Source organism: Paraburkholderia monticola (assembly GCF_001580545.1).
Lineage (GTDB): Bacteria > Pseudomonadota > Gammaproteobacteria > Burkholderiales > Burkholderiaceae > Paraburkholderia > Paraburkholderia monticola.
On record NZ_LRBG01000038.1, the window covers coordinates 755983 to 776777 of the forward strand.

Sequence of the window (20795 nt, forward strand, 5' to 3'; positions counted from 1 at the left end):
GACTCGAGGATGCGCTCGCTGATATACGCAAAGTACTGACGCAGACGGCGGCGCGTGAATGAACTGCGGTGCGTGTGCCGACAGCGGGTGGGAAATCCATAGATTGGTGGCACAAATCCTTCTCACGAACATTCCCAATGCGGACGCGAAGACTCGAAACTTCGGGTCGCTAAGGGCCCGTGAAGGTGTCCGCGTTGCGCGGGGTTCGCATCCGTTCCGGGCCGACTGATTCCAGTGCGTACCGGTTTCGAAGGTAGACAATGCGAACCCTCATGCAGATGTCTTGGGACAAACGCGAACATCGCCGCGCGTGCATGCGCCGGACGGGATGGAACCGTCCGGAAGCCCGCTACTCGCTCAGGAGACGTTTCAACTCGTCCAGGAAAGATGCGGTCGTGTAACCCCATAATTCCGGGTCAAAATCTTGTCCATAATCCTTTTCGAACGCTGAATCCAAATCGTCCGGGTGTTCGCTCATGAACGAATTTATTTCATGAATCATTTCAAGGTGACTCTCCCGTGGGCAGTCCCTTTTATAGCAGGAGACAATTTCTGGAATCGTATCTCCCCATAAATCAAAATCCTGATTAAGGTATGCGCCGAACAACTGGTACATTTTGGGGTAGCGACTTGACAGCATGAATTTTTCCTTCATCCAACGTAAGCAGTAAGAATGTAATATGGCATTCCATTATATGTTTGATATTTTAGAACGACTACAACCTCATTCATCTGTGTCAATTTTCCTGCATCCCTCGTTATTCCATAGCCGACATCACCCGCCACGCGCTGCATCAGTGTGAGGGGGCCACCACTACCTGAAGACTTCGCCCAATTCTGAATTTGTGCCGTATTGGTGCGCATTACTTCCGATATCGCCCATTCTGCCCGTTCAAGGTTAGTGAATGACGATACTCTTTTTCGATTCGGCTCAAGTCTAAGTCTTTCGCGCAACTGCGCTTCATTACGCCCCACATGCTTTTCTACTGTGTGCCCTCCAAGCTTTGGATTAAGGGCCTTCGCCTCATGCATTTGCAGGTTGATCCGGCCCATCGTGATACCGACAACGCGCGCGGCCTTGATCGAGCCGGCGAAGCCGAACGGCACGACCATATCAAGCGACAGGCCGATATTGTTGGCCATGTCAGGATCGGCTTTCATCGCCTCAGCCAGCTTCGTCGTGCCCCGCTGGGTCAGCGTGGAGGTATCCCGGCCCGTCCAGACCTGACGCAGGCCAGCCGCAGCCGTGTCAGAACCATGTGCGCCGAACACAATGCACCCGGCCTTGCTTGCCATCGTCGGTTCCGGCATTACACATAGTGCCCCGGCTCCGACCATTTCCAGCAAACCGCCGACGAGTTGCAACCCACCCCATAGCCGGTTGGAAAGCATCTCGGTCTGACTGATCGACTGGCGGGTCAGCATCGCCGCCAGTTGCGGGGCGCTCAGTACGACGCGCACGCCGTCCGGTTCATTCAATTCTGTCATGTAAAAATCCTCTGTACTCCTGTCTGGATTTTCACGCTAACAGATAGATTCACCGTCGGGCTATGGGCGATGGATGATTCTGGCAGGCGGCGACGGCTTTCCTTGAGTGTTGAGTGTGCCGTGCGTATGTTGAAGCAGCTGACTTACCACCCGTAAAACCGCTGCCACTCGACGCTGCTACCATCCGGAGCCACCGCGAGATATTCGGGAAACTGAGCGCCGGTTGCGCAAGCGTGGTTCGGCAGGATGCGCAGTTTCATGCCGATGGGGAAGCGGTCGGCGATATCGTCGGCCTGCGCGTCGGCTGACGTATCCGCCGGAACCGCCGCGAGAATCCCATGCTCCTGGTTGGCGCCGCTCACGACATAGCCCGGCAGCAAGGTGCCATTGAGCAAACACGGCTGCCCATAGCCGAAATCGTGCGACTGCCGCGACGTGCCGCGGTCGCGGCTGAGCGCCATCCAGCCCGCGTCGAGAATCGCCCAGCCTTTGTCTTCCTGATGACCGATCACGGTCGTGAGTATGCTGAGCGCGATGTCGTCGAGGGTGCAGACCCCCACGTTGTGCATGACCAGATCGAATAGCACGTAGACGCCGGCGCGCACCTCGGTAACGCCTTCGAGATGCCGCGCGGCGAGCGCGGTCGGCGTCGAGCCGACGCTGACCGCCGGGCATGCGATGCCCGCTTCACGCAAGCGCTCGGCGGCGCGCACGCAGCCCGCGCGTTCCTGCTCCGCGAGCGCGGCGAGCGCTTCGGGCGTATTCAACTCGTAGCTCGAACCCGCATGGGTCATGACGCCGCCGACCCTCACGCCGTTCTCGTGCAGAATCCGCCCGACGTCGAGCAGCGTTTGCTGTTCGGGCTGGATGCCCGAACGATGTCCGTCCGTGTCGACCTCGATCCAGACCTCGAAGGTTTCGCCGTGCTGGTCGCCGAACGCGGCAATCGCGGCGGCGGCGGTCGGATTGTCGACCACGAGCTTCAGATCGCAACCCTGGCGGCGCAGGGCAAGCGCGCGCGGCAACTTCGATGGAACCATGCTGACCGCGTACAGGATGTCGTCGATGCCGGCCGCGAAGAACGCTTCCGCTTCCTTCAGCGTCGACACCGTGATCCCGCGCGCGCCGGCGGCGATCTGCGCGCGCACGACGTCGATGCACTTGGTGGTCTTCACATGCGGCCGGAACGCGACGCCGAGCGCATTCATCCGCCCCTGCATCCGCGCGATGTTCTTCTGCATGCGCGCGACGTCGATCAACGCGGCCGGGGTTTCGATCTGTTCGAGTTTCATGCTTGCACCTGAGGAGCGAGGTGATGGTGGAGAGTCAGTGCCGACGATCGCCGCCGAAGCCCGCGAGCCACGGCTCCAGCCGGTCGAGCGAGGCCGCTTCGATCTCGGGTGCGGGCGCGCCGTCGACGGGCGGCAGCCCGATGTGGTTGTGCCAGTAGGTCCGCAAACCGACGGCCGCGGTGCCGAACATGTCGTAGCTCGAACCGGCGACGAACGCCGCGCGCCCTGGCTCGACGCCGAGCTTGTCGAGCGCGAGGCGGTACGGTTGCGGGTCCGGCTTGTAGACGCCGGCTTCCTCGGCGGTCACGATCGCGTCCCACTGCACGGGCAACAGCGCGGCCGCCTGCGAGCCGAGCCGCGTCGAGCAGTTGGTGACGACCGCGAGCTTGCAATGCGGCGCGAGCGCGCGCAACGCGTCGAGCGCGCCGGGCCATGGCGTCAGGTTCAGCCAGTCCGCTTCGAGCGCATTCGCGGCCGATTCCGGCAGACCCACTTGCGCGGCGGCCTCGCGCACCAGCTGTTCGTAGGGAACGTAGCGGCCGCAGCCGTACGTCAGACGCAGATACGCGGCACGCCACGCGCGGCCCGCCGCGTCGGAGCCCGCCGCGCGGTTCCATGAGGACCACGAGTCGAGCAGGGCGGTGAGCAGGTCGAACAGCACCGCGTCGGGATAGGCGGCAGCAGTCATGATTGCATGTGAGCCGGCTGTTGAGGATGAATCGATTATAGGTACGTCGGCATTCAGACGGATCGAGTCTTAGATTCAGATGAACTGAATCATCGCCGCCACGGTGGCGACGGCCTGAAGCGGCTTTGCAGATACTGCATGAAATGGCGCGTGCGCGCGGGCAGCCCCGCGCGCTGGTGCGTGAGCGCGATCACGTTCGCGTCCGGCGCTTTCCAGCCCGGCAGCAGGCGCACGAGTTTGCCCTTCGCCAGGTCCTCGGCGACGTCCCATTCGGAGCGCAGAATCACGCCGCGGCCTTCGCAGGCCCATTGGCGAATCACGTCGCCGTCGTTGCAGCTCAGGTGCGCGGTCACGCGTACGCTGCGGCGCGTGCGGCCCTTGCTGAACTGCCATAGCGATACGTCCTCGTCGTTTTCGCGCAGGACGAGGCACGGCAGCCGGCTCAACGCATCCGGCGATTCCGGTTCGCCGATGCGCCTGACGAGCGCGGGCGCCGCGCAGACGAAGCGCGCATTCGGTGCGATCGTATAGCCGACCAGGTTCGATAGCGGCAGCTCGCCGATATGCACGACGATATCGAAGCGATCGAGCGTTTCGGTCAACGGCCGGTCGGATAGCGTCAGCGCGACGTCGATATCGGGGTTCTGCTGCTGGAACTCGCCGATCAGCGGCGCCAGGTGGCGTCGCCCGAAACCGAGCGGCGCATTGATCTTCAGTGTGCCGACGAGCCCGCCGCGGCGCGTTTGCAGATCGTCGAACAACGCGTCGAACTGCTCGATCAGCTCGGCGCCGCGCTCGCACAACAGCAGGCCTTCGTCGGTGAATTGCAGGCGGCGCGCGCTGCGGTTCACGAGCTGCGCACCGAGCTTCTTCTCGAGTTGCTGTAGACGCTGCGTGATGGCCGACGGCGACAGCGCGAGCCTGCGCGCAGCGGCGATCAGGCTGCCGCTGGCGCGCAACGTGAGCAGGAAGCGGATATCGGCCGAATCGTTCATGGGGGCGATGTGAAAGCGCGGAATCTCGCAGCATAATGCGTCTGGAGCGCTCACAGGGTAAAGTGGCGCTTCCGGTTGATTGACTCGAACATCAGAAGAGAAGTGCCATGCCGTTGCCCCATGAATCGTCCGCACACGACGCCCCCAACAGTCCGCTGAAACAGGCGGTTTTTCTGCATACGGGTTGGCGCAGCGCGGGTACGTGGGTCTGGTCCCGGCTGCGCGAACTCGAACGCGCGGACGGTTTCTACGAACCGCTCAGCAATGTGCTCGCTGATCTGAAGCTCGCCGACGTGCCCGCCTCGCGTCCGACCTTGACCTCGGGCCACCCGCCGCTCGCCGCGCCGTACTTCGACGAATACCGGCCGTTTCTGCGCGAAGACGCGCGCGGCGTGGCCGGTTACGACAGGCGTTTCAGCATCGATCGCTTTACGCGCGAGCCCGATGCGACGTTCCCGTCGCTACAGGCCTATCTGCGCGCGTTGAGCGAGCACACGACCGGGCAGGGCCGCGTGCCCGTCTTCAAGTTTTGCCGCACGGGCGGTCGTCTGCCATGGCTGAAGCGCGCGTTCGCCGATGCGCTGCACGTGGGCGTGCTGCGTAATCCGGCGTCGCAGTTCGCGTCGGGTTGGCTGCTGCGGCAGCAATGGAGCAATGCGTTTTTTGTCGCCGCGCCGTTTCGCGTCCTCGGCCTGAATCAGGTGGACCCGCTAGTGCGCGAAGCGATCGGCGTGTGCGAGGTGCGCCTGCCGCCGCTGCCGTCGATGCCCGATGACGCGTATGCAATCGCGTGCGAACAATTCGCGCGCACGGTGGACAGCGACAACGCGTATCGCGCGTTCATGGCGTTGTGGATCCTCTGCGCCGTGCGCATGGGCGAGGGCGTCGATCTGCTGATCGACATGGACCGGCTCGGTGAGTCGCGCGACTACGCGAGTGGTGTGGGCGCCAGGTTCGACGCGCAATGCGGCTTGTTGCCCGACTTCACGAGCGCCCGCGATCTGATCGTGGAAACGCGGCGCAGCGCGGCGCGTATGACCGGGATCGACGGCGGCGCGCTGCGTGTCGTGCACTCCGCCGCGCTGAAATTCCTGAAGGCTCAGCCGGGCATCGACGCGGCCTTCGTCGAAGTGGTCCGCCAGAAGATGGTACTGGCCAACGAGCTGACCGAAACCTGGCGCTAGCCGTGCGCCGCCGCCACCGCGCGGCGCACGCTCAGGACTAGCCGGCCGCCGACACCGCCGCGCGCAGCCCGAGCAGATAGCTGTCCACACCGAAACCGCAAATCTGTCCTTTGACGATCTCTGCGAACACGGACAGATGCCGGAACGCTTCGCGCGCATGAATGTTCGACATGTGGATCTCGACCACCGGCACGGTCAGGATCGCGAGTGCATCGCGAATGCCGTAGCTGTAATGCGTCCACGCGCCGGCGTTGATCAGCACGCCGTCGGCGTTGTCGGTGAACGCCTGGTGAATGCGCTCGCACATCGCCGCTTCGCTATTGGTCTGAAAACTCTCGACCCGCACGCCGAGCTCGTCGCCGAGCGCGCGCAGGCGTGCGTCGATTTCGTCGAGCGTGATCGTGCCGTATTGCGCGGGGTCGCGCTTGCCGAACATGTTGTGGTTGATGCCATGCAGCATCACGAAGGTCTTCATCTAGTGATCCTTAGTAATCGATTGGGTGGTATCGACGCGACTTCAGCGTGTTTCAGTGGACAGCCGCCGCGACGGCGCGCGCCGTATCGACGACCGCGCCGGTGCGTGCCGCCTCGACGATCGCCTCGGTGATGCGCAGATTCTGCAAGCCGTCCTGCGCGCTGACGAGCGGCGGCTCCTCGCCGTGAATGACGCGCACGAAATGCTCGATCTGCAGCTTCAGCGGATCGTCGCGCGTCATGTCGGCGACGCTGACGTCGAACGGCTTCCACCACGAGCGGTCCGCCGCGTTTGCGTAGGTCTTCAGGCGCATCGTCGGGACCGCGAGCGAGCCGAACGTTCCCGCGATCACGTAGCAGTCTTCATCCGGATACGACGGATAGGCCTTGTTTTCCTGCGAGGTCTGCTCCCAGCTGCGCGCGCTCGCGGCGGTATCGGACAGCATGAAGCTGCCGAGTGCGCCGTTCGCGAAACGCAAGTTGATCGCGACCGTATCCTCGACCGGAAAGCCGCGCGTCGCACGCGACGAAAAAGCCTGCACGGCCACGATGTCGCCGCACAGCATGCGCAGGTTGTGGACCTCGTGAATCATGTTCAGCAGGATCGGACCGCCGCCAGGCTGACGCCGCCAGTCCGCGTCGGCGAAGTACTCGTCGGGTTTGAAGAACACCGCGCTGCCCATCACCGCGACGAGCTTGCCGAGCCGGCCCTCGTCGATCAGCTGCCGCGCGCGCGCCATGATCGGGCTATGCGCGCGGTGATGGCCGATCAGAAGCGGCACGCCGCTGTGCTCGGCTTGCCCGGCGAGCGTTTCCGCTTCGTCGACGCTCGGTGCGATCGGCTTTTCGAGCAACGTCGGCACGCGCGCCGCGAGGCAACGCGATGCGTGTTCGACGTGCAGCTGGTTCGGCGTCGCGAGAATCACGCCGTCCGGTCGATCGCGTTCGAGCAGTTCGTCGAGCGTGCGATAGAGCGGCACGCCCGCCTCGGCGGCGAGCGCGGCGGCCGCCGGCGACGGATCGACGATCGCCGACAGCGTGCACGCCTCGCTTTGCCGTGCGACCGCCATGTGGGCGCGGCCGATATAGCCCGCGCCGGCGACGGCGATCCGGGTGCTGTTCATGAGCGGGTTCCTTGGGGTTCCTGATGAAAGTGGGTTGGGAGGAAAGCCGGCTTACGCAACGGCCTTTTTCGCGTCGGCCATGGTCTGCGCGCGCAGTGTGTCGTAGCTGAGCTTGTCCATCGGCATGACGTTCCTGTCGCCGAGGTCGCTGAGCCGCACGCGGAAGTTTTCACGCGCGCTCCATGCGGCGATCGCGCAGACGATCGTGATGGCGAACGTGATCGTGCCAATCATCAGCGGTATGTTCTGCGATCCCGGTGGCGCGACGTAGGCGAACAGCGCCGGCAGCAGCGCGGTGATCGTCGTGCCGATGTTCTGGCCGATCGCCATCGCAGAGACGCGCGAACGCGTCGGGAACAGTTCCGGAAAGAAGCTCGGGAAGATCGCGTTGTAGCCCTGATAGATGATGCCCCACATCAGGATCGACATCACCATCGCAAGCGGCACATTGCGGATGCTGATCGCGTACAGGTACCCGAACGACATCAACCCGGCGCCGAGCGAGCCGACGATGATCGGCAGACGCCGCCCGATCTGGTCGGACAGATTGCCCACGTACGGAATCACGAGCACGGCGACGATGTTGCCGATCACCGGAATCCACAGATACAGGCTCTTCGAGAAGCCGATGCCATACGCCGGCTGCACCGCGTACGCCGCGCCGAAAATCGTCGCGACGACCGGGATCACGTTCATCAGCGAGCACAGCACGACGCGCAGCATGTCGTCCCAGTTGTACTTGAACGCTTCGACGATCGGCGAGCGCGGCACGCCGCCGCTCGAGTCTTCCTTCACGAACGCGGGCGTTTCGTGAACTTCGCGGCGGATGATGTAGCCGGCGACCAGCACGCCCGAGCTGAGCAGGAACGGAATGCGCCAGCCCCACGCGTTGAACGCGGCGTCGTTCATGAAGTAGGCGAGCGGCAGGAAGATCGCGGCGGCGAGAATCTGGCCGGCCTGCACGCCTTGCAACGTGAAGCTCGCGTAAAAGCCGCGTCGCCCGAATGGTGCGTGTTCGAGGATCATCGAGCTGGCGCCAGAGATTTCACCGGCGACCGCGAAGCCCTGGATCAGCCGCAGCACGACGAGCAGCAGCGGCGCGAGAAAGCCGACCTGCTGATAGGTCGGCAGCAGACCGACGGCCATCGTCGATAGACCCATCAGGAACATGCAGACGAGCAACACGTTCTTGCGTCCGTGCGTATCGCCCCAGTGCCCGAGCACGATCGCGCCGATCGGCCGCGCGACGTAGCCGACGCCGTAGGTGGCGAGCGATGCGACGATCGCGATTTTCGGGTTGCCGGAAGGGAAGAACAACTGAGGAAAGATCAGCGCGGCGGCCTGCGCGTAGATGAAGAAGTCGTAGTACTCGAGTGCCGAGCCGATCCAGCCGCTGGCGGTTGCCTTGCGAGCCTGCGAGCCACGCTCGCTGCTTGCCGATGCGTTCGATTCCATGTCGTCTCCTGAACGGGAAATGTTTTTGTCAGCTTCTACGGCTGAGTCATTGGCGCCCTTAAACGGGCATCGCGCAAGCCAGGATTTTCCTGGTTTCGTTGCCGCGGTGCGGCATAACGGTATGGATCGAAGCTGCGGGCGAACTGCTGCGGCGCACTACGGGTTAACGCGGGCCTGTATGTGCCGCTCATGGCATTCAAACCCGCATTCAATCGACTGCTTCTTGCTCAACCAATCCGTTGGAGCTAGGGTAATAGCGTTATGCGCCGACACAATGCGTCCAGATGCAAAATCAGAATGCGCTCACAGCCACGAATGAATCCTTCCTGCGCGATCTGCAGCTGTTCTGTCATATCGCGCGGCGCGGCAGCTTTGTCGCGGCGTCGACGGAGATGGGGCTGTCGCCGTCGCATGTGAGCAAGCGCATCGCAATGCTCGAAGTCGGCCTCGGCGTCAAACTGTTTCAGCGCACCACGCGCCGCGTCAGCGTGACGAGCGACGGCGAAGCCGCCCTGCAATGGGCGCAACGCATCCTCGACGACGTGCAGGGCATGGCCGATGCGTTCGCCGATCGCCGCACCGAGCTCAGCGGTCTCTTGCGTATCAGCACGAGCTTGCGGCTCGGCCGCAAGCATGTATCGCCGATTCTCGCGATGCTGCGCGAGCGCCACCCGAACCTCGAAATCTGGCTCGAACTGCTGGATCGGCGCGCGGATGTCGTCGGCGAGAACTTCGACATCGACGTGCGCGTCGGCGAAGTGCAGGAACCGCATCTGATCGCGCACAAGATGGTGGAGAGCGCGCGCATCCTGTGCGCGTCGCCGGCTTACGTCGAGCGCCACGGCGCGCCGGTCGAACCCAACGATCTGACCGCTCACGACTGCCTGCTGTTTCGCGGCCGCGACGACCGCTTCGGCGTCTGGCGTCTCACCGGGCCGGATGGAGAAAAAAGCGTGAAGGTGACGGGCTCGGTCGCGTCGAATCTGAGCGACATCGTCGTGCAGTGGGCGAAGCAAGGCTACGGGATCGTGATGGTGTCGATCTGGGACGTGGCCGAGAGCCTGCGCGCGGGTGAACTGGTGCGCGTGCTGCCCGACTATCAGCAATCGGCCGATGTGTGGGCGGTGACCGCCGAGCGCCTGTCGTCGTCGGCGCGGATTCAGGTGTGCATCGAGTTTCTCAGGGAGCAACTGACGCGCGGACCTTATGCGCTGGTGACGCGCGGCGTGGGCGGATTCTGAGCGGCGCCTGCCTTTGCGGTGCTCGCGCAGATGGGCTTTTACACGCTCGACGCCGTATCCTCTTCCGCCTCGTCCAGCTCGCTGCGCTGAACCGTCGTGACGGAGTCGGGAATGACCGTCGCCGTGACTGGCCGCGGGTCTTCGATGCTGTAACGCAGACGCCAGCCTTCGCGATAGAAGCGCAGCTGCCGGTATCGCATCAGATAGATGAGGCCGACGAGCGCCGCGCCAAAGCCCGACGCCGCGCCGACGCCTAGCGCCCAGCGCGGGCCGAAACGGTCGGCGACCCAGCCGACCACTGGCGCGCCGAGCGGGGTGCCACCGAGCGCGATCGCAAGCAGAATCGCGATCACGCGGCCGCGCATCGCGGGCTCGGTGGTCAGTTGCACGAGGCTATTGGTCGAGGTGGTGAAGGTTTGCGTCGATACGCCGATCACGATCAGCACGATCCCGAACAGCAGGTAGTTCGGCATCAGCGCGGCCGCCGTGCAGCCGACGCCGAACATCGCGCCGGCGCCGAGCAGCAGGCCCATCGTGGGCCGCGCGCGGCGCGCGGCGAGCAGCGCGCCGGTGACCGAGCCGATCGCCATCGTCGAACTGAGCACGCCGTACTCGCTCGCGCCCGCATGGAATGCGGTGACGGACATCGTCGAAATGAAGATCGGGAAATTCAGGCCGAAGGTGCCGATCAGGAACAGCATCAGGAGCGCGGCCTTCAGATCGGGGCGCGTCCAGACATATTTGAAGCCTTCGAGGAAGCTGCCCCGCGAGCGCACATTGCGCGGCTTGATATGTAACTGGTCGAGCCGCAGCATGCGCAGCGCGCCGAGCACCGCGACGAATGACAGCGCGTTGATCAGAAACACCCAGCCAGTACCGACCGACGCAATCAGCAAGCCGGCGACCGCCGGCCCGAGCATGCGCGCGGCGTTGAACGACGTGGAGTTGAGCCCGACCGCGTTGGCGAGATCCTTCTCGCCGACGAGGTCGGACACGAAGGTCTGGCGCACGGGGGAATCGAACGCGGTGACGCAGCCGAGCAGCCCCGCGAACACGTAGACCTCCCATAGCCGCACGAGCCCGGTGACGGTAAGCAGACCGAGCGCCAGCGCCAGCGTGCCCATTGCTGCCTGGGTCGCGAACAGCATCTTGCGGCGATCGAAGTGATCGGCCGCGTAGCCGGTGAGCGGCAGCAACAGCATCTGCGGCCCGAACTGCAGCGACATCACGATGCCCACCGCGGTCGCGTTGTGATGCGTGAGTTCGGTGAGCACGAGCCAGTCCTGCGCCGTTCGCTGCATCCACGTGCCGATGTTCGAGACGATTGCACCGCTCGCCCAGACACGGTAGTTGAAAATGCGCAGCGAACGGAACGTGGTGCTCACGGCAGGGTTTTCCTCAGCGCGGGGTGGGCCGTATGTGGGCAGGGGCTCGCTTCAGTGCGAATTCAGGCGCGCGTGCTGTCGAGCAGATCGAGCACTTCCTGCGTCGTGCCGGTTTCGCCGAGGCGCGGGAAGATGCGCGTGATGCTGTTGGCGTGCGCGTCGGCGTTCAGGTCGGTCATCGCGTCGAGGACGAGCGTGACGTTCAGGCCCAGTTCGCTCGCGAAGCGCGCGGTCGATTCGACGCCGATGCTGGTCGCGATACCGGCGAGCACGACTTGCGTAACGCCTTGCTGCTGCAGATACGCGGCTAGATCGGTGTTCGTGAAGGCGCCCCACGTGCGCTTCGTGACCAGATGGTCCGACGGCTGCTGCTTCAGCTCCGGCAGCAGATCCGCGAAGCCGGCCGGGAAGTCGCCGGTGTGGCGGCCCTGGTCGGTGCGGCCCGGCGCGCCGGCGGCGACGTTCACGAGGACGACGGGCAAGCCGTGACGGCGAAACGCGTCGAGCAGCGTGACCGAGCGCTCGACGATTTCGTTGCTGGGATGGGGGGCGGTGGGCAGCGCGACGATGCCGCGCTGCAGATCGACGACCACCAGTGCGGTCTTTGCGTCGAGAGTGGTGAGTGCCATGGTGTGCTCCTGCGAGTGGTGAGACGCGTGTGTGCGAATCGCGAGTTACAAATCGACGAGGCGTTTCAAGAGATCGACGCCCGTCGCGAGTTGTTGCTGTTCGGCTGCCGTGAAGCTGGTTTGAATGGTGCGGTACAGCCAGTCTTCGCGCACCGCACGGCTCGCCTTGACCTTTTTGCGGAAGGAGGGCGTGAGCGACAGCACCGTTTGCCGTCCATCGTTGGGATCGGGCGCGCCGCTGACGAGCCCCGCCGCTTTCAATGGCGCGAGCGTTTCTCCCATCGATTGCGGACGCATGCCGTGCGCGCGGGCGAGCGCGGTGACCGTGGCCGGCCCTTCGCGTTCCAGCAAAGTCAGCACCTGTGCCTGCGACGACGTGAAGTCGCCGATATGCGACTCTTCACGCAGACGCCGGCGCAGCTTGACCGCCAGCACGCGCAGATCTTCGGCCAGCGTATGCAGTTCTTCCGGTGTAACGGGGGGAGGGGATTTGCTCATGCGGTGAACCCGCGCGATGACATGACGTGATGTGAAGGTATCCTGCTAAGGTTACCTTCGTATCTCGTTCGGGTCAAGTCTTGATGTGACGAGCGGCCAGGTGCGCACGCCTCGACACGCTGGACTCAGCGTGCCCGCATCCGCCGGTTGAAAAAGCGCCATGCCGCGCCGCCGGCCAGCATCGCGCCGCCGAGCGCGAGGCCCAGCAGCACCAGCGTGCTGAGATGCTCCCGCACCACCGGCACGTTACCGAACAGATAGCCGGCCCCGATCAGCGACACGACCCACAGCGCCGCGCCCGCGGTGACGTACTCGACGAAGCGCAAGAACGTCATGCGCGACACTCCCGCGGCAAATGGCGCGAACGTGCGCACCACGGCGATGAACGGCGACAGCAGGAAGGTCAGCCGGCCACGCGCCTCGCTGAACGCGTGCGCCCGGCGCAGCGCATTGCGGTTGAGCCAGTAGTAGTTGCGGGTGTAGGCCTTCTCGCCGACCGCGTGGCCGATCGCATACCCGACGACGCTGCCGCCCACCGTCCCGACGAACAGCACCGGCGCCACGATCCAGACATTCAGGGTGCCGGTGGCCGCGAGCGCGCCGCAGATGAAGATCAGCGGATCGCCGGGCAGAAAGAACAGCGGCAGAAAACCGTATTCGACGAAGACGACGACAAACAGCAGTGCGTAGATTGCCGTGCCGAATTGCACGCTCAGCGCGCTCAGATGCTGATCGAGGTGCAGCGCGATCTGCAGCACATTCATCAAGTTCATATTGGCGTCGGGCTCGAATAGCGTTCGGATGTCACGAGTGTAGTCCCGCGAGCGTGCGTGCAGGGAGCCCGCGTGAGTTTATGTCGTTTGTCGCTTGTCGAGGTTGCGGCGCCGATGTCAAACTCGCACGGTCCTGATCAGATGCAAGGCCATGCCGAACGACTGCACCATCACCTTCCGTTTTGCCGCGCCGCACGATGTCGAAACGATTCGTGCCATCGAATTCGAAGCGGGTCTGCGCTTCGTCAGCGTCGGCATGACCGGCATCGCCGACGCGCCGCCGATGGCGCGCGAGGTCGTCGAGCGCAAGATCGAGGCGGGCGAGATCATCGTCGCGCTCGACCAGCAGGCGACCTGCGCGGGCTTCGTGATGTTCGAGCCGCAGCCCATGCGCATCTACGTTCAGGAGCTCGACGTGCTGAGCTCGCACGCGGGCAGGCGGATCGGCGCGGCATTGCTCGAAGAGGTCGCGCGAGTCGCGCGCGAGCGGCAATTGACGCAGCTCGTGCTGTCGACGTATCGCGACGTGCCGTGGAATGCGCCGTACTACCGGCGGCTCGGGTTTCGCGACCTCGCGCTGTCGGAGCTCGACGCGGCCTTGCTCGCGCGGCGTGACGCCCATATCGCGCGCGGGCTCGATGAATCGAAGCGGGTGTTCATGCGGCGCGATCTCGTCTAGCGCACAAAAAGCAGCGGGCGTGACCGAAATTCAGTCACGCCCGCCGCCTGGCTTCGTCATTCCATGTAGCGGGCATGAGCCCGCCGCAACGACCGGTCGACCGGTTACACCGTTTCCAGCGCCGGATAGTCGGTGTAGCCGACTTCGCCACGCGCATAGTAAGTCGCCGGAACCGGCTTGTTCAGCGGCGCATCTTCAGCGAAGCGGCGCACCAGATCCGGATTCGCGATGTACAGCTGGCCCCAGGCCACCGCATCGGCTTCGCCGGCGTTAAGCACCTGCTGCGCCGATTCCTTCGTGAACTTTTCGTTCGCGATGTACGGGCCGCCGAACGCTTCCTTCAGCTGCGGGCCGAGGCGGTCGTCGCCGAGCGCTTCACGTGCCGCGATGAAGGCGATCTTGCGCTTGCCGAGTTCGCGCGCGACATAGCCGAACGTTGCGGCCGGATCGGAGTCGCCCATCGTGTGTGCGTCGCGGCGCGGTGCCAGATGCACGCCGACGCGGTTCGCGCCCCACACGCTGATGCACGCGTCGGTGACTTCGAGCAGCAGACGCGCGCGGTTTTCGATCGGGCCGCCGTAGGCATCGGTACGCTTGTTGGTGCTGTCCTGCAGGAACTGGTCGAGCAGATAGCCGTTCGCGCCGTGCACTTCGACGCCGTCGAAACCCGCGGCCTTGGCGTTTTCCGCGCCTTTGCGGAAGGCTTCGACGACACCGGCGATTTCATCGAGTTCGAGCGCGCGCGGCGTCACGAACGGACGCTCGGGGCGCACGAGGCTCACATGACCGCCTGCCGCGATCGCGCTCGGTGCAACCGGCAGCTCGCCGTTCAGGAACACCGGATCCGAAATGCGGCCGACGTGCCACAGTTGCAGGAAGATCTTGCCGCCCGCTTCGTGCACGGCCTGGGTGACGAGCTTCCAGCCTTCGACCTGCTCCTGCGACCAGATGCCCGGCGTTTCGGCGTAGCCGACGCCTTGCGGCGTGACCGACGTCGCTTCGCTGAGGATCAGACCGGCGCTTGCGCGCTCGGCGTAGTAGCGCGCCATCAGCGCGTTCGGCACGCGGATTTCCTCGGCGCGCTGACGCGTGAGCGGCGCCATGATGATGCGGTTCGGCAGCGTGATATCGCCAATTTGCAGCGGATCGAACAGAGTCGGCATATGAGTTCACCTTTGGCGGCGGGCAGGGCCCGAGCCTCAAAAGACTGCGTGAAAAAGGAAGCGCGGCGATGCGAATGCGGCGCTCAGAGCTTGGCGTTCATGTATTCGAGGAACGCCTGAATGACCGGCTCATTGCGTTTGAAAAACACCCATTGACCGACCCGTTTCGACGTGACGAGCCCCGCGCGCTGCAAGGCGGCGAGGTGCGCCGACACGGTGGACTGCGACAGGCCGCAGCGCGCGTCGATCTTGCCCGCGCACACGCCGTGGTCGAGCGGCAACTCCTGATCGGCGAAATGCACGTACGGCTCGCGCAGCCAGCCGAGAATCTCCCGGCGGACCGGGTTGGCCAGCGCTTTGTGGATCGCGTCGAAATCGGGCGTCATGTGGGTGGTTTCAGGTGATTCGACAACCGGCACGCCGAATGGCGTACGCGTAATTGCATCGCTACAGGACGAATCTTATATCGGAATCTGACGATATGTGCCAAGGCACTACTGGCAATGGGGCAATAGACGATCACCAGATGGGCGGTTGCACTTCGTGCAAAGCTGCGTATAATTGAGCGCGTACTCACTCTATATACTGATTCAGATGGCGCGCCCCTTGAGCCCGGAAAAACGTCAAGCCCTGTTATTGTCCGCAACCCAGGCGGTTGCCGAGCAGGGCGTGCAGGCGAGCACGTCGAGCATCGCCCGGGGCGCCGGCGTGGCCGAGGGCACCTTGTTCACGTACTTCGAGAACAAGGAGATGCTGTTCCAGGAGCTTTATCTGCATCTCAAGCGCAGTCTCGCGGAAACCGTGTTGCCCGACTATCCGCACGACGCGGACTACCAAGAGCGCATGGAGCACGTTTTCCAGCGCTATGTGAGTTGGGGCCTCGCTAATGCCGCTGGGCGGTTCGCCATCGCGCGGCTCTCGACTTCGGGCCATATATCGGACGAGACCAAAATGCAGGGTATGCAGGCGTTTCTGGAAGTGTCCCGAATGATGACGGACGGAGTGCGCGATGGCGTGCTGGTGGATGCGCCGATTGCCTTTCTTGCATCGCTGATCGAGCACATCGCCGATTCGATCATCGAGTACGTGCAGGCGAATCCGATGGACGCCGAACGTCACCGGCAACTGGGGTTTTGCGTGCTGTGGCGGGCGATTACGCGGTAAAAATTTTTGTTCTTTATTGAGTGCGTACGCGCTCATTGTTAAAGGAGGTTGGCATCATGTCCATCCAGAAGTGGTTCATTACCGGTGCGTCCGGCGGGCTGGGACTCGCTCTCACGGAAAAGGTGCTCGCCGAGGGGCATTCCGTCGTGGCGGCCGTGCGGCGGGTCGACGCGATGCAGGCGCTCAAACAGAAATACCCGGCGCTGCTCGCGTTGGAGGCGGTCGATTTGATGAACCCCGAGCAGATTCAGGCCGCGGCGGCGCGTCATCCCGATGTCGACGTGGTCGTCAACAACGCGGGAGGCGCGGTGATCGGTGCCATGGAGGAGATGAGCGAAGCCGATATCCAGCAGCAGATCGGACTGAATCTGCTCGCGCCTGTTCATGTCACACGCGCCTTCCTCCCGGCGTTGAGGGCAAGAAAGCATGGCACGTTCATCCACGTCAGCAGCGTCGGCGGACGTGGCGCCTTCCCGAGCGGCGCGTTGTACCACGCCGCGAAGTTCGGCCTCGAAGGTTTCGCGGAGGCGGTGAGCCAGGAAATCGCCGAGTTCGGCATCAAGACCATCATCATCGAACCGGGCTCCATCAAGACCGGCTTCGTGGCCAACATCCGCTGGACCGATGAACTCGATGCCTACAAGGACGGTGCAGTCGGCAAACTGCGCCGTCAGGTCAAGGAAGTCGGCGACGAATACGCTTCGGGCGACCCCGTGAAAATGGCCGACGCTATCTATACGATCAGTCAGATGCCTGAGCCCCCGTTGCGCACCGTCCTCGGCGGAGACGCCTATGCGGTGCTGGAGGCCGGCTACACCCGCAGTCTCTCCGAGTTGCGGGCGCAAAAGGAACTCGCCGAATCCGTGATGTTCGCGGGCAAGGCCGGATTCAATCCGCTGTGAACATAGCGAGGTCTGCAGGGTTGGCGCGCGGCCCCGCATGGTGCGAAGGGCGCTCGCATCTCCGGCACAAGTCATCACTGTCGATGCATTTCAAAGGCTAACTATCATGTCCAAAGTCTGGTTGATTACCGGAGCGTCCCGAGGTTTAGGCCGCTCCCTGCTCGAGGCCGCGTTGCAGGACGGCGCTCAGGTCGTGGCAACGGCGCGCGATACAGCGCGGTTCGCAGATTTGCAGGCACGCTATGGCGAGCGCCTCGCGACGTTCGAACTCGATGTCACGAACGAACAGCAGGCGCAGGAGGCCGTTGCCGAAGCAGTGCGTCGCTTCGGCCGCCTGGACGTGCTGATCAACAATGCCGGCTACGGCCACATTCAGCCATTCGAACACGTACATGCCGAAGATTTTCGTGCGCAGATCGAGACCAATCTCTTTGGCGTGGTGAACCTGACCCGTGCGGCCATCCCGGTGATGCGCGCGCAAGGCGGTGGGCACATTTTTCAGATTTCATCGGCGGGCGGTCGCATCAGCACGCCCGGACTTTCGGCTTACCAGGCTGCAAAATGGGCGGTGGGGGGATTCAGCGATGTGGTGGGCAAGGAAGTCGCGCCCTTCGGAATCCGCATCTGCACGCTCGAGCCAGGCGGCATGCGCACCGACTGGGGCCATGAAGCCCGCGCGACGCTGCAGCATCTGCCGCCGGACTACGCGGCATCGCTGGGTGACTTCAAGGCACTGATGGATGCCTACGTCGGCCATGAAGTTGGTGATCCTGAGCGTATCGCGAAGCTGATCGTGGCGCTCGCCTCGCGTAGCACGGTCCCCGCGCGCCTCGTGCTCGGCTCGGACGCCTGGCAGGTCGTCGAAGCCGAAGAACTGGCGCGCCGCGAGACGATGCAGTCCTGGAAACCGGTCACCCTCGCTGCCGACTTCGGTGCGGCATCGCCCGCGTGGCCATCGGAGTGACGCTATGCGAGTTGTCCTGATCGGCGCAACGGGGATGGTTGGCCAGGGCGTATTGCGGGCATGTCTCAAAGCACGCGACGTCACCGAAATCATCGTGGTGGGCCGGCGCGCGCCGCCTGGCTACGAGGACCCGCGCCTACGGGTCTTCGTCGTCCCCGACCTGAGTCGCTTCGATGCGGCAGACGACGCATTCGCCAAGGTCGACGCATGTTTTTTCTGCGTGGGCGTCTCGTCTTTCCGGATGTCCGAGCCGGCATATCGCGTGGTGACCTACGACCTCACGCTTCATCTCGCGCAACAACTGCTTGCCCGCAGTCCGGGCATGGCCATGGTGTATGTCTCGGGGGCCGGCGCGGATAGCAGCGAGCGGGGCAAGACGATGTGGGCCCGAGTCCGGGGAGAAACGGAGAACGCGTTACAGCGGTTGCCGTTTCGGCGGGTGGCGATTTTCCGTCCCGCCGCGATCGTTCCCGAAGATGGCATCCAGTCGCGCACCGCCCTTTACCGGTGGATGTATGTCGTGCTCAACCCGGTGCTGGTGCTGCTGCGGCGCATCTCGCCCGCCAGCATACTGACCACCGGAATCATCGGTGATGCCATGCTGAATGTCGTGCGTGTGGGCGTGCCGCAACCGATCCTCGAGTCGGCGGATATTTATCGATTGGGCGTCGCGGGCACGTGAGCTGGGGCGTTGGATACTGCACGCGGTTCTCTACGGTTCGAGCAGGCGCAACAGGCGTAGTTCTTCGAGATCGAGTTCCGACTCGATACGATGCAGCACCTCGTCATCGACCTTGCCGTCCTGGTGCAGGTTGAGCAGCGTCTCGCGCGACACGCCCACCAGCTTCAGCTCGATCCGTAGAAAGCGCGCGCGGTCTTCGATCCGCTCTGCGCCCAGCGCATGCGCGTTTTCGTTCGCCGAGACGCGGATGCGGTATTCGGCTTGCAGGCGCTCGAAGGTCGCCCGTTCGACAGCGGGTGCATGCTTGCTCGTCTTCTCGAGTTCAGCGAGCGAAGCGCCGAACGTCCGCGCACGCGCTTCGTGCTCCGACATGGTCTGGCGTGCGTGTGGGCGCAGATTGAGCACGTGGATGAGTGGCGCAAGACTGCCGCCCTGCACGACGAGCGTCGCGATGATGAGCAGGAAGGTGCTGAATATGATCAGGTCGCGGCCCGGAAAATTGCCGGGCAACGCAAGCGCGGCCGCGAGACTGACCACGCCACGCATACCGGCCCATCCGAGCACGACCGCCTCGCCTGCCGACCACGGCTGGCTGCCCAGGCGCTTCGCAAGCAAGCGGCTCGGCAGCCAGATCGCGGCAAACACCCATACGAGGCGGGCGGCAATCGCCGCCGCTGTTGCGGGCAGCGCAACGTGCAAACCCGCCATCAGGACGCCGACGTCGTAGTTCACCCGAGCCATGATGCCGCTTAGCGCCAGGCCGATCAGGATGAAAACGAGCGCGTCGAGCGCGAACACGATGGCTTCCCAGGTGGCCTTGGACTTGATGCGCATGCCGGCGTCGAACACCCGGTGCTGGCGCACACCGAGCACGAGGCCGCAGGTCACGACGGCGAGCACGCCTGAGCCGCGAATCGCGTCCGCGATGCCGTAGCTTGCCCAGGCCATCACGAAGGTCAGCACGATGCCGAGCATCGCGTCGCCGAGGCGCGGCAGGACCCAGCAGAGGGTCTGGCCGCAGATGAGGCCGACCGCGATGCCGATTAGCGAAAGCGTGAAGAAAAGCCCCGTTCCGCTCGCGATCGTGATCGTTGCTGCGAGTGCCGCCGCAACCGCGATCTGATAGAGCAACAGGCCCGACGCGTCATTGACGAGACTTTCCCCTTCGAGCACGGTCACGAGCCGCGTGGGGAGCGGGTGGCGTTGCAGGATCGCCTTCGCCGCGACGGCGTCGGGAGGCGAGACGATCGCACCGAGCGTGAAGCAGGCGGCCCATGGCAGACCAGGATTGAATGCATGCACGAGAACGCCAACCGCGACGGTCGTGAAGGTCACCGCACCGAGTACGAGCGAAGCGATCGTGCCAAGTTCGCGGCGGAAGTCCTTCCAGGCCGTGTAGAACGAGCTCGACATCAGCAGCGGCGGAAGCACGGCCGCGAGCAGCAGATTCGGGTCCATCCCGGGCACGCGCTTGCCGGTGGCCGCGATGACGCAGCCGCCTAGCAACAGCACGACGGCGGGCGGGATGGCGATGCGCTCCGCAAGCCACGTCAGCGCGCCCGCACCACAGATCAACAACAACAGGTAGTGAAAGATCTCGACGTTGTTCATCCGGGTGCCGGCAGACGATGCAGCACGCGATGGTGTGAATGTCGACGCGTCACGATGATCGCGGGTCCTTGGCGGCTGCCTCGGGGGCCCGCGCGCCCGGCAGTGAGCCGAACATGTGCTGGCTGCATTTCGCTTCGCGCCAGGCCACATTCAGCTTGAGGCCGGAGAACATGCGGCGCACGACGGGAAGTATCTGCTCGCCGGCCAGAATACCAAGCAGGCCCACGAGCGCAACCGTGGGCGGAGCCGGCGACTGCACGCCGATTGCGTAGTAGACGACCCCGACAAGCACACCTGCGAGGAAAGAGAAAAGATACGCTTTCATGATGCGAGTCCCGTAGATGGCCGATCGGCGAGAGGCACTGCGCAGCGAATGTTTCGAAAGCGTATCGGGTTTGCGGAAA

Annotated in this window: 23 protein-coding genes; 7 read left to right on the forward strand and 16 right to left on the reverse strand. The window is 64.0% G+C overall.

The window, feature by feature from the left end:
* Positions 1–349 precede the first annotated feature (349 nt).
* From CI15_RS30805 to CI15_RS30825, 5 genes are all read right to left on the reverse strand, one after another.
* Positions 350–640 carry a contact-dependent growth inhibition system immunity protein gene (locus CI15_RS30805; protein ID WP_062136317.1) on the reverse strand — a complete coding sequence of 97 codons (291 nt, stop codon included), beginning with the start codon at positions 638–640 and terminating at the stop codon, positions 350–352.
* An 11-nt stretch (positions 641–651) separates the two neighbouring features.
* Positions 652–1488, reverse strand: coding sequence for an RNase A-like domain-containing protein (locus tag CI15_RS30810; protein ID WP_062136030.1), 837 nt, complete (start codon positions 1486–1488; stop codon positions 652–654).
* A 143-nt stretch (positions 1489–1631) separates the two neighbouring features.
* Positions 1632–2780: a DSD1 family PLP-dependent enzyme gene (locus CI15_RS30815; RefSeq protein ID WP_062136032.1), complete on the reverse strand. Its 1149-nt coding sequence runs from the start codon at positions 2778–2780 to the stop codon at positions 1632–1634.
* Positions 2781–2814: 34 nt separating this feature from the next.
* Positions 2815–3468: an HAD-IA family hydrolase gene (locus CI15_RS30820; protein WP_062136035.1), complete on the reverse strand. Its 654-nt coding sequence runs from the start codon at positions 3466–3468 to the stop codon at positions 2815–2817.
* An 89-nt stretch (positions 3469–3557) separates the two neighbouring features.
* Positions 3558–4463, reverse strand: coding sequence for a LysR substrate-binding domain-containing protein (locus tag CI15_RS30825; RefSeq protein WP_062136038.1), 906 nt, complete (start codon positions 4461–4463; stop codon positions 3558–3560).
* Between the two features lie 107 nt (positions 4464–4570).
* On the opposite strand from CI15_RS30825, the gene CI15_RS30830 reads away from it, so the two are divergent.
* The gene (locus tag CI15_RS30830) at positions 4571–5647 is read left to right on the forward strand and encodes a hypothetical protein (RefSeq protein WP_062136042.1); all 1077 of its coding nucleotides are present in this window, start codon (positions 4571–4573) and stop codon (positions 5645–5647) included.
* 37 nt (positions 5648–5684) lie between these two features.
* Here the strand turns inward: CI15_RS30830 and aroQ are convergent, their stop codons facing one another.
* Genes aroQ through CI15_RS30845 form a run of 3 tightly spaced genes read right to left on the reverse strand, consistent with a single transcriptional unit; the run spans position 5685 to position 8700 of the window.
* Positions 5685–6122, reverse strand: coding sequence for a type II 3-dehydroquinate dehydratase (gene aroQ, locus CI15_RS30835; protein WP_062136045.1), 438 nt, complete (start codon positions 6120–6122; stop codon positions 5685–5687).
* Positions 6123–6174: 52 nt separating this feature from the next.
* Positions 6175–7245, reverse strand: coding sequence for a Gfo/Idh/MocA family protein (locus tag CI15_RS30840; protein WP_062136048.1), 1071 nt, complete (start codon positions 7243–7245; stop codon positions 6175–6177).
* Between the two features lie 51 nt (positions 7246–7296).
* Positions 7297–8700, reverse strand: coding sequence for an MFS transporter (locus CI15_RS30845; protein ID WP_062136051.1), 1404 nt, complete (start codon positions 8698–8700; stop codon positions 7297–7299).
* A gap of 284 nt (positions 8701–8984) precedes the next feature.
* On the opposite strand from CI15_RS30845, the gene CI15_RS30850 reads away from it, so the two are divergent.
* Complete coding sequence (locus CI15_RS30850; RefSeq protein WP_062136054.1) at positions 8985–9941, forward strand: LysR family transcriptional regulator; 957 nt, start codon at positions 8985–8987, stop codon at positions 9939–9941.
* Between the two features lie 38 nt (positions 9942–9979).
* Here CI15_RS30850 and CI15_RS30855 read toward each other — a convergent pair whose 3' ends face one another.
* The 4 genes from CI15_RS30855 to CI15_RS30870 all read right to left on the reverse strand — a co-directional run bounded on the left by CI15_RS30855 (position 9980) and on the right by CI15_RS30870 (position 13226).
* A complete protein-coding gene (locus CI15_RS30855; protein ID WP_062136056.1) occupies positions 9980–11326 on the reverse strand; it encodes an MFS transporter in 1347 nt (448 codons plus the stop codon).
* A gap of 62 nt (positions 11327–11388) precedes the next feature.
* Entirely contained in the window at positions 11389–11955 is a 567-nt protein-coding gene (locus CI15_RS30860) for an isochorismatase family protein (RefSeq protein ID WP_062136059.1), read from the reverse strand.
* A gap of 45 nt (positions 11956–12000) precedes the next feature.
* Positions 12001–12453 (reverse strand): MarR family winged helix-turn-helix transcriptional regulator, encoded by a 453-nt coding sequence (locus CI15_RS30865; RefSeq protein ID WP_062136062.1) that lies wholly within the window; start codon positions 12451–12453, stop codon positions 12001–12003.
* A gap of 125 nt (positions 12454–12578) precedes the next feature.
* A complete protein-coding gene (locus CI15_RS30870) occupies positions 12579–13226 on the reverse strand; it encodes a VTT domain-containing protein (RefSeq protein ID WP_062136067.1) in 648 nt (215 codons plus the stop codon).
* 151 nt (positions 13227–13377) lie between these two features.
* On the opposite strand from CI15_RS30870, the gene CI15_RS30875 reads away from it, so the two are divergent.
* Positions 13378–13905 carry a GNAT family N-acetyltransferase gene (locus tag CI15_RS30875; protein WP_062136070.1) on the forward strand — a complete coding sequence of 176 codons (528 nt, stop codon included), beginning with the start codon at positions 13378–13380 and terminating at the stop codon, positions 13903–13905.
* 104 nt (positions 13906–14009) lie between these two features.
* Here the strand turns inward: CI15_RS30875 and CI15_RS30880 are convergent, their stop codons facing one another.
* Positions 14010–15068, reverse strand: a complete 1059-nt coding sequence (locus tag CI15_RS30880) for an alkene reductase (protein WP_062136072.1) — start codon at positions 15066–15068, stop codon at positions 14010–14012.
* Positions 15069–15151: 83 nt separating this feature from the next.
* On the reverse strand, positions 15152–15454 hold the full coding sequence (locus tag CI15_RS30885; protein WP_062136074.1) for an ArsR/SmtB family transcription factor: 303 nt from the start codon (positions 15452–15454) through the stop codon (positions 15152–15154).
* A gap of 220 nt (positions 15455–15674) precedes the next feature.
* Here CI15_RS30885 and CI15_RS30890 point away from each other — a divergent pair, with 220 nt between their 5' ends.
* The 4 genes from CI15_RS30890 (at position 15675) to CI15_RS30905 (ending at position 18780) form a co-directional block, all read left to right on the forward strand.
* Complete coding sequence (locus tag CI15_RS30890; protein ID WP_241495993.1) at positions 15675–16232, forward strand: TetR/AcrR family transcriptional regulator; 558 nt, start codon at positions 15675–15677, stop codon at positions 16230–16232.
* 56 nt (positions 16233–16288) lie between these two features.
* The gene (locus CI15_RS30895; protein WP_062136079.1) at positions 16289–17134 is read left to right on the forward strand and encodes an SDR family NAD(P)-dependent oxidoreductase; all 846 of its coding nucleotides are present in this window, start codon (positions 16289–16291) and stop codon (positions 17132–17134) included.
* A gap of 106 nt (positions 17135–17240) precedes the next feature.
* A complete protein-coding gene (locus CI15_RS30900) occupies positions 17241–18098 on the forward strand; it encodes an SDR family NAD(P)-dependent oxidoreductase (protein WP_062136081.1) in 858 nt (285 codons plus the stop codon).
* A 4-nt stretch (positions 18099–18102) separates the two neighbouring features.
* On the forward strand, positions 18103–18780 hold the full coding sequence (locus CI15_RS30905) for an NAD-dependent epimerase/dehydratase family protein (protein WP_062136083.1): 678 nt from the start codon (positions 18103–18105) through the stop codon (positions 18778–18780).
* 30 nt (positions 18781–18810) lie between these two features.
* Here the strand turns inward: CI15_RS30905 and CI15_RS30910 are convergent, their stop codons facing one another.
* Positions 18811–20391 carry a Na+/H+ antiporter gene (locus CI15_RS30910; RefSeq protein WP_062136085.1) on the reverse strand — a complete coding sequence of 527 codons (1581 nt, stop codon included), beginning with the start codon at positions 20389–20391 and terminating at the stop codon, positions 18811–18813.
* A gap of 49 nt (positions 20392–20440) precedes the next feature.
* On the reverse strand, positions 20441–20716 hold the full coding sequence (locus CI15_RS30915; RefSeq protein ID WP_062136320.1) for a XapX domain-containing protein: 276 nt from the start codon (positions 20714–20716) through the stop codon (positions 20441–20443).
* Positions 20717–20795: the final 79 nt, after the last annotated feature.